This window comes from Burkholderia sp. HMSC10F09, assembly GCF_001806955.1.
Classification (GTDB): Bacteria; Pseudomonadota; Gammaproteobacteria; order Burkholderiales; family Burkholderiaceae; genus Burkholderia; species Burkholderia multivorans.
Genome location: NZ_KV786713.1, coordinates 1 through 8,064 on the forward strand (window position 1 = coordinate 1; position 8,064 = coordinate 8,064).

The following is an 8,064-nucleotide window of genomic DNA, read 5'->3' on the forward strand; positions in this document are numbered from 1 at the left end:
TCCGCGACGGCGCCCGCAGGCGCCGTCGCGTTCACGGCCGCGCCTGCTGCGCCGCCGCCGATCGCCGCGCGCATCTCGTCCGCGATGATGTCGGCCTCGGGCCCGATGATGACCTGCACGCTGTTGCCGCCGCGCTTGAGCACGCCGCGCGCACCGATCGACTTCAGCTCCGGCTCCGACACTTTCGCCGGATCGACGACGGTCAGACGCAGACGCGTCGTGCATGCATCGACGACGCTCAGGTTGCCCGCACCGCCGAGCGCCGCGATATAGCGCTGCGCGCGCGGCGCGGCGGCCGCGGCCGTCGCAGCGCCCGCAGCGCCGGCGGCCGGCGCGACGAAGCCGCCGGATGCATACGATTCGCTCGCCGCATCGGCCGATGCCGGCTCGCGGCCCGGCGTCGCCATGTTGAAGGTGCGGATGAAGAAGCGGAACAGTGCGTAATACGCGATGCCGTACGCGATGCCGAGCGGAATCGCGATCCAGCCCTTCGTCGATAGCCCGTAGTTCAGCACGTAGTCGATCGCGCCGGCCGAGAACGTGAAGCCGAGCTTCACGCCGAGGATCTGGCAGATCGCGAGCGACAGCCCCGTCAGCACCGCGTGGATCACGTACAGCACCGGCGCGAGGAACATGAAGCTGAATTCGATCGGCTCGGTCACGCCCGTGAGGAACGAGGTCAACGCCATCGAGAACAGCAGGCCGCCGACCATCGCGCGGCGCTCCTTCGGCGCTTCGTGCAGCATCGCGAGACACGCGGCCGGCAGGCCGAACATCATGATCGGGAAGAAGCCGGCCATGAAGGTGCCCGCGGTCGGATCGCCCGCGAAGAAGCGATGCAGGTCGCCGTGCACGATCTCGCCGCCGGCGGGCGGCGTGAAGTTGCCGAACACGAACCACGCGAGCGAGTTGATGATGTGGTGCAGCCCCGTGACGAGCAGCAGCCGGTTCAGGAAGCCGAACACGAACGCACCGATCGCGCCCGCCGTCGTCAGCCACTGCCCGGCCGCATCGATCGCATGCTGGATCGGCTGCCACACGTAGCCGAACACGATGCCGAGCACCACGCATACGAGCCCCGTGATGATCGGCACGAACCGCTTGCCGCCGAAGAACGCGAGGTAGTCGGGCAGCTTGATGTCCTTGTAGCGGTTGTACAGCAGGCCGGCCACGACACCCGCGATGATGCCGGACAGCACACCCATGTTCAGCTTCGGGTCGATGTCCTTCATGATCGCGGTTTCGATCAGATAGCCGATCGCGCCCGCGAGCGCCGCGACGCCGTTGTTGTCCTTCGCGAAGCCGACCGCGACGCCGATCGCGAACAAGAGCGGCAGGTTGTCGAAGATCGCGCCGCCGGCATCGGCGATCATCTTGATGTTGAACACGTCCGGCTGCCCGAGCCGCAGCAGGATGCCGGCGACCGGCAACACCGCGATCGGCAGCATCAGCGCCCGTCCCAGGCTCTGTATCTTCAGAAACGGATTCCCGTCCATTCAGTCCTCCAGTCCATTGTCTCGTCGTTGACTTGATTGCTTTCGTAGTAAAACGGGCCGCGAGCCCGCCGCCGACGACTCAGTCGAGCGGCCAGATCTCGCGGCTTGCTGCCCTGACCGCGTGGGCCGAATCGAGCGCGAGCAGGTCCTGCGCACGCTGACGGCACAACGCGTAATCGAGACGGCGCACGCGCGCCTTGATGCCCGGCACCGATACCGGATCCACCGACAGTTCGGTCACGCCGAGGCCGACGAGGATCGGCACCGCGAGCGGATCGCCGCCGAGCGCGCCGCATACGCCGACCCACTTGCCGTGCTTTTCCGCGCCGCGCACCGCGAGGTCGATCAGGCGCAGCACGGCCGGATGCAGCCCGTCGGCCTGCGCGGCCAGATCGGGCTGGCAGCGGTCCATCGCGAGCGTGTACTGCGTGAGATCGTTGGTGCCGATCGACAGGAAATCCGCATGCTGCGCGAGCTGATCGGCGAGCAGCGCGGCGGACGGCACCTCGATCATCACGCCGACCTCGATCGACTCGGTGCGGCCCTGCGCGCGCGCGAATTCGTCGATGCGCTTGCGCAGCCGCACCAGTTCGCCCGCATCGGTGACCATCGGCAGCAGGATGCGCACCGCACCGAACGGCTTGACCGCGAGCAGGCCCTGCAACTGATCGTCGAGCAGATCGGGACGCAGCTGCGCGAGGCGAATGCCGCGCAGTCCGAGCGCGGGATTCGGTTCCGGCGGCAGCGTCAGGTAGTCGACCTCCTTGTCGGCCCCGACGTCGAGCGTGCGGATGATCGCGGTGCGGCCCTGCAGCGCGTCGACGATCGCCTGATAGCTCTGCTGATGTTCGAGCATCGTCGGCGCGGCCTGCCGGTGGATGAACATCAGCTCGGTGCGCAGCAGGCCGACTGCATCCGCGCCGTTGTCGACGGCGGTGTTCGCGTCGTCGAGCGTCGCGATGTTCGCGGCCACTTCGATCGCGCGGCCGTCGGCGGTCGCGGCCGCCGCGCCGGCCATCCGGCGGTTCGCTTCGCGCACGCCGGCCAGACGCTCGCGCTCGTGGCGCGCGCGTTCGACGTCGAGCGCGGTCGGCGCATGTTCGAGCCGCCCGGCGCTCGCATCGACGACGACCTGCGTGCCGTCCGGAATCGCGTACAGCGCGTCGCCGACCGCGACGAGCGCCGGAATGCCGAGCTGCCGCGCGATGATCGCCGCATGCGAGGTCGCACCGCCGCGCGCCATCACGAGCGCGGTCACGCGCGCGCGATCGAGCGACGACAGATCGGACGGCGTGAATTCCTCGGCCGCGAGCACGGCCTCGTCGGGCAGCGCGCGTACCGCGCCGCTCGTGTGGCCGAGCGCGCGCAGCACGCGCTTCTCGATGTCGCGCAGGTCGGCCGCGCGCTCGGCGAGCAGCGCGTCGTCGAGCTTCGACAGCGTGTCGATCTGCGTGCGGATCGTCGCGCGCCAGGCGAAGCCCGCGCTCTTGCCGAGGCTGATCAGGTCGCGCGCCGCGTCGATCAGCGTCGGATCCTCGAGCAGCACGCGGTGCACCGCGAAGATGCCCGCTTCGCCGACCGCGCCGCGCGCCGATGCGCTGCGCACGGTGCCGTCGAGTTCCGCATCGACGGTCTTCAGCGCCTGATCGAGACGGCGGCTTTCCGCGGCCGGCGTGCCTGCGGCCTGTTCGGGCGGCACGATGTCGGCGTCGTCGAGCCGCACCAGCGTGCCGACCGCGATGCCGGGCGCCGCGCAGACTCCGGCGAGCGTGTTCGGCGCGAGCGGCGCGCCGCTGCGGTTCGCGACCGGCTGCGGCGCCGGCGAAGTCAGCCGCGCCGGCTTTTCCTCGGCCTCGCCGTGCGCTTCGCGCAGCAGCTCGGCGGCAACCGCATCGACGGCCTGCTGCGCATGCGCGCCGCGGCCGACGAGCACGACCGTCGCACGTTCGCCCGCGCCGAGACCGAGCAGGCCGACGACGCTTTCGATCGGCGCCTTGCGGCCGTCGAAATGCACTTCGACGTGCGCGTCGTGCCCGCGCGCCGCTTCGCGCGCACGCGCGGCCGGCCGCGCATGCAGGCCGCCGGGCTGCGTGAGCACGAGCTCGCGCCGCACTTCGTTCATCGCGGCTGCGCCCGCCTGCGCGGCCTGCGCGGCGGCCTCGCCCTTGCCGCGCAGCGTGAGCAGCGGCGTCTCGCCGGCCGTCGCGAAACCGCTCGCGCGCTCGATCACGTCGAACGCATCGGAATTCGCGATCGCGATCACCGATACCAGCGAGTGCGCAGTGCGCGCGACCGCGTCCTGATCGAACTCGATCAGCAGGTCGCCCGCTTCGACGCGCGCGCCGGCTTCGACGCGCGCGGTGAAGCCCTGCCCGTTCAGCTCGACGGTGTCGATGCCGATGTGCAGCAGCACTTCCGCGCCGTGCGACGTCGTGATCGTCACCGCGTGCCCCGTGCGCGCGAGATGCGACACGATGCCCGCGCACGGTGCGACCAGCTTGCCGGCAAGCGGATCGATGCCGATGCCGTCGCCGAACATCCCGCCGGAGAACACCGGATCGGGCACGTCGGCCAGTGCGACGATCGGCCCCGTCAGCGGGGCGAGCAGGACGATCTGATCGTGGGTGGAACTCTTCAACTGGGACTCCTCGGCGCGTCTCATCGGCTGTCTCGGCTATCAGTGCGTTTCGGTGACTTTGTTCAGGTGGCGCGGCGTGTCGGGATTGCGGCCGCGCGCGACGGCAAGCTCGGCCGCCATCACGTAGAACGAAAGAATGGCGGCGATCGGGTCGAGCGCCGGATGGGCGGACGATGCGAGCGGCAGCGTCGCGCCCGGCGTGCCGGCGGGCGCCGCGACGAGCACGGCCGCGCCGCGGGCACGCATGTCGTCGGCGAGCTGCAGCAGGCCGGTCTGCTCGGGGCCCGGCGGCGCGAACACGAGCAGCGGGTAGTCGCGGTCGATCAGTTCCATCGGGCCGTGACGCACCTCCGCGCTCGAGAACGCCTCGGCCTGGATGCCGGACGTTTCCTTCAGCTTCAGCGCGGCTTCCTGCGCGATCGCGAGGCCGAGGCCGCGGCCGATCACGATCATCCGCTCGACGCCGGCGAGCGCGTCGACGGCCGGCGACCAGTCGAGCGCGCCCGCCTGCGCGAGCACGTCGGGCAGCCCGCGCAGCGCCGTCATCAGTGCGGCGTCGCGCTGCCAGAACGCGACGATCTGCGCGGACAGCGACAGCATCGCGATGTAGCTCTTCGTCGCCGCGACCGACAGCTCGGGGCCGGCCAACAGCGGCAACTGATGCTCGCACGCGTCGGCGAGCGGCGACGGCAGCACGTTGACGGCCGCCACCGTGCGCGCGCCGGCTTCGCGCAGCGCGGTCATCGTATTGACGAGATCGGGACTCTTGCCCGACTGCGAGAACGCGATCGCGAGCTGGTCCTGCACCTTCAGCGGCGCCTGCTGCAGCGTCGCGACCGACATCGGCAGCGACGCGACCGGCACGCCGAGGCGGCTCATCGTCAGGCTCGCGAAATAGCTCGCGGCATGATCGGAGCTGCCGCGCGCGACCGTCAGCGCGACGGCCGGCGGATGATCCATCAGCTGGCCGGCGAGCGCTTCGACGCGCGTCGTGTCGGCAAGCTGCGCGGCGACGACCCGGGCGGACTCGCGCGCTTCGTTAAGCATATTCGACAATCGATTCTCCTTCGACGTAGGTCGCGGTGAGGTTCAGGTCGCGATCGAACACGACGAGGTCGGCCCACGCGCCGCGCTCGAGGCGGCCGCGATCGGCGAGACCGAGGTAGTCGGCCGCATAGCGCGACATCCGGTTCGACACGTCGGCGATCGGCAGACCGAGCGACACGAGGTTGCGCAATGCCTGGTCCATCGTCAGCGTGCTGCCGGCGAGCGTGCCGTCGGCGAGACGCACGCCGCCGAGGCACTTCGTCACGTGCTGGCTGCCGAGCCGGTATTCGCCGTCGGGCATGCCGGTCGCCGACGTGCTGTCGGTCACGACGTACAGTCGCGGAATCGCGCGCAGCGCCGCGCGGATCGCGCCCGGATGCACGTGCAGCAGATCGGGAATGATTTCCGCGTATTCGGCGTGCGCGAGCGCCGCGCCGACGAGGCCGGGATTGCGGTGATGGAGCGGCGACATCGCGTTGAACAGGTGCGTGAAGCCGCACGCGCCGTGCTTGAGCGCTGCGACGGCATCGTCGTACGTCGCGAGCGAGTGGCCGAGCTGCACGCGCACGCCGCGCGCGGCCATCTCGCCGATGATCTCGATATGGCCGGCGATTTCCGGCGCGAGCGTGACGACGCGGATCGGCGCGATCGACAGATACTTCAGCACTTCGTCGAGCACCGCCGACACGGCGGCGTCCGGCTGCGCACCGAGCTTGCCGGGATTGATGTACGGGCCTTCGAGATGCACGCCGAGCACGCGTGCGCCGCCGGGCGTGCGCATGCGCGCCGCGGTGCCGAGGTTCGCGACGACTTCCATCAGTTCGTCGCGCGGCGCGGTCATCGTCGTCGCGAGCAGGCTCGTCGTGCCGAATTGCGCGTGCGTACGCGCGATCGTCTCGATCGCGTCGCCGCCTTCCATCACGTCGGCGCCGCCGCCGCCGTGCACGTGCAGGTCGATGAAACCGGGCAGGATGTACGGCGCGTCGTTCTTCGCGGGATCGGCGGGCGCGCCGTCGAGGGTGGTGATGCGGCCGTTCTCGCTGTCGAGCGAGCCGTGAATCCAGCCGTCGGGAGTCAGGATGTTGCCAGTCAGCATGACGTTCTCTTGAGGATCGGGTGACGCGGGCATCCGCGTCGTGATGTGCGAATCGGTTGCATGTCGGCGCGCAGTGTCGCGCGTCAGCGTTTCAGTTCGGCGACGAAGTCGTAGTAGTCGTCGCGGCAATACGTTTCGGTCACTTCGATCGCGCGCTGGTCGGCACCGTAGCCGATACGCGTGATCACGAGCAGCGCGGCGCCCGGCTTCACGGCCATCCACTTCGCGATCTCGCGCGTCGCGTTGACCGCGCGAAAGTGCTGCAGCGCGCGCACCACGTTCATGCCGCGCGCTTCGAGGTATTCGTACAGCGACGCGCCGAGCGCGAGCGGATCGGGCACGACCGCGGCCGGCAGCGTCGAATGCTCGACGGCCATCACGATGCCGTCCGCGCGGCGCAGCCGTTCGAGCCGCGCGACCGTCGCGCCCGGCGCGAGACCGAGATGCGTGAGCTCCGCGCGCGTCGCCGCGCGCAGCCGGCGTTCGAGCCAGACCGAATCGGGCATGAAGCCGCGCTGGCGCATCTTCGCGGTGAAGCCGACGAGCCGCGACAGCGGATCGGCGACGCGCGGCGTGATGAAGCTGCCCGCGCCGCGCGAGCGCCTGATGAGGCCCTGCTCGACCAGCAGCGCGAGCGCACGTCGCGCCGTGATCCGCGAGACGCCGACCGACGCCGACAGCGCGCGCTCCGACGGCAGCGCCTCGCCGGCCCGCCAGGTGCCGCCGTGAATCGCGCCGGCCAGCTTGCGGGCGAGCTGCAGATAGAGCGGCGTATCGCTGAGCGGATCGGGCGCCAGTTCGGACCAGCCGGTTTCCATGTGCCTCCGGGTGTCGGACGACGACCGCGAGCCGTCGAAAGTGAACGCATTATATAACCACCATAATACCAGTCAACGAACTGGTATTAGCGCGTCGAAAATCGCCGGGAGCCTTGCCCGGCAAGCGGTTTAGTTGGCGCAAAGCCTTTGTTTACAACGCGATTCTGGATAGGGATTTACCCGGATCGGTCTGCCTGCGCGCGCATTCCGGGGGCTCGAACGACACGTTTAGGCCGCAAGAAACGGGACCAGAATAGAACCAGTTCGCGAAACTGGTATGCACCGGCGACGCGTGCCGGCGGGCGGCCGGCTCGGTGCCTCACTGGAACTCGCGCGTCGTCGTGCGCAGGCCGCCGAGCAGCGGAGTGAGGTCCTCGAAATGCTGCGCGACGAGGTGCCTCACGTCGCTGACGACCTGCCAGACGCCCGACGCGGCGAGCAAGCGCGAATCGAGCGTTTCGCGGCGTTGCCGCGCGAGCAGCTCGGGGCGCACGATCACGTTCACGCAGCCCGTTTCGTCCTCGAGCGTCATGAACAGCACGCCTTTCGCGGTGCCCGGCATCTGCCGCGCGATCACGATGCCGCATGCGCGCGCGAGCCGGCCGGCCGGACGGTCGCGCAGCTCGGCCGCGGACGACAGCCGCCGCGCGCGCAGCGCGGGCCGCAGCAGCGCGACCGGATGACGGTTCAGCGTGAGGCCGGTCGTGTCGTAGTCGGCGAGAATCTCGTCGGCTTCCGACGGCGCGCCGAGCGCCGGCCGCTCCGCTTCGTCGATCGGCGCGGCCGCGAGCAGATCGCGATCCGGCGCCGCGGCGACGGCCTGCCACAATGCGTCGCGGCGGTGGCCGGCGAGCGTCGCGAGCGCGTTCGCGGCAGCCAGCGCTTCGAGGTCGCGACGCTCGAGTTGGGCGCGGCGCGCGAGCGCATCGACGTTCTCGAACGGGCCGACCGCGCGCGCGGCTTCGATGC

At 70.2% G+C, this 8,064-nt stretch carries 5 protein-coding genes and 1 pseudogene; all 6 read right to left on the reverse strand.

Going from position 1 to position 8,064, the window contains the following annotated elements; genetic code table 11:
- The coding region (gene nagE, locus HMPREF3115_RS14340; RefSeq protein WP_070554860.1) for an N-acetylglucosamine-specific PTS transporter subunit IIBC at window positions 1–1,496 on the reverse strand (1,496 nt) is incomplete at its 3' end.
- 79 nt (window positions 1,497–1,575) lie between these two features.
- Window positions 1,576–4,158, reverse strand: a complete 2,583-nt coding sequence (gene ptsP, locus HMPREF3115_RS14345; protein ID WP_070554862.1) for a phosphoenolpyruvate--protein phosphotransferase — start codon at window positions 4,156–4,158, stop codon at window positions 1,576–1,578.
- A 15-nt stretch (window positions 4,159–4,173) separates the two neighbouring features.
- Window positions 4,174–5,181: an SIS domain-containing protein gene (locus tag HMPREF3115_RS14350; protein WP_035488852.1), complete on the reverse strand. Its 1,008-nt coding sequence runs from the start codon at window positions 5,179–5,181 to the stop codon at window positions 4,174–4,176.
- Window positions 5,174–6,277 carry an N-acetylglucosamine-6-phosphate deacetylase gene (gene nagA, locus HMPREF3115_RS14355; RefSeq protein WP_006408764.1) on the reverse strand — a complete coding sequence of 368 codons (1,104 nt, stop codon included), beginning with the start codon at window positions 6,275–6,277 and terminating at the stop codon, window positions 5,174–5,176. The genes HMPREF3115_RS14350 and nagA overlap by 8 nt, the downstream gene beginning before the upstream one ends.
- Before the next feature lie 83 nt (window positions 6,278–6,360).
- Window positions 6,361–7,095 carry a GntR family transcriptional regulator gene (locus HMPREF3115_RS14360; protein WP_006398219.1) on the reverse strand — a complete coding sequence of 245 codons (735 nt, stop codon included), beginning with the start codon at window positions 7,093–7,095 and terminating at the stop codon, window positions 6,361–6,363.
- 319 nt (window positions 7,096–7,414) lie between these two features.
- A pseudogene (locus tag HMPREF3115_RS14365) lies at window positions 7,415–8,064 on the reverse strand (error-prone DNA polymerase); the annotation flags it as partial.

Coding starts and splice junctions, on each gene's coding strand:
- ptsP (WP_070554862.1), bottom strand. CDS start 4,158: ATGAGACGCGCCGAGGAGTCCCAGTTGAAGAGTTCCACCCACGATCAG.
- HMPREF3115_RS14350 (WP_035488852.1), bottom strand. CDS start 5,181: ATGCTTAACGAAGCGCGCGAGTCCGCCCGGGTCGTCGCCGCGCAGCTT.
- nagA (WP_006408764.1), bottom strand. CDS start 6,277: ATGCTGACTGGCAACATCCTGACTCCCGACGGCTGGATTCACGGCTCG.
- HMPREF3115_RS14360 (WP_006398219.1), bottom strand. CDS start 7,095: ATGGAAACCGGCTGGTCCGAACTGGCGCCCGATCCGCTCAGCGATACG.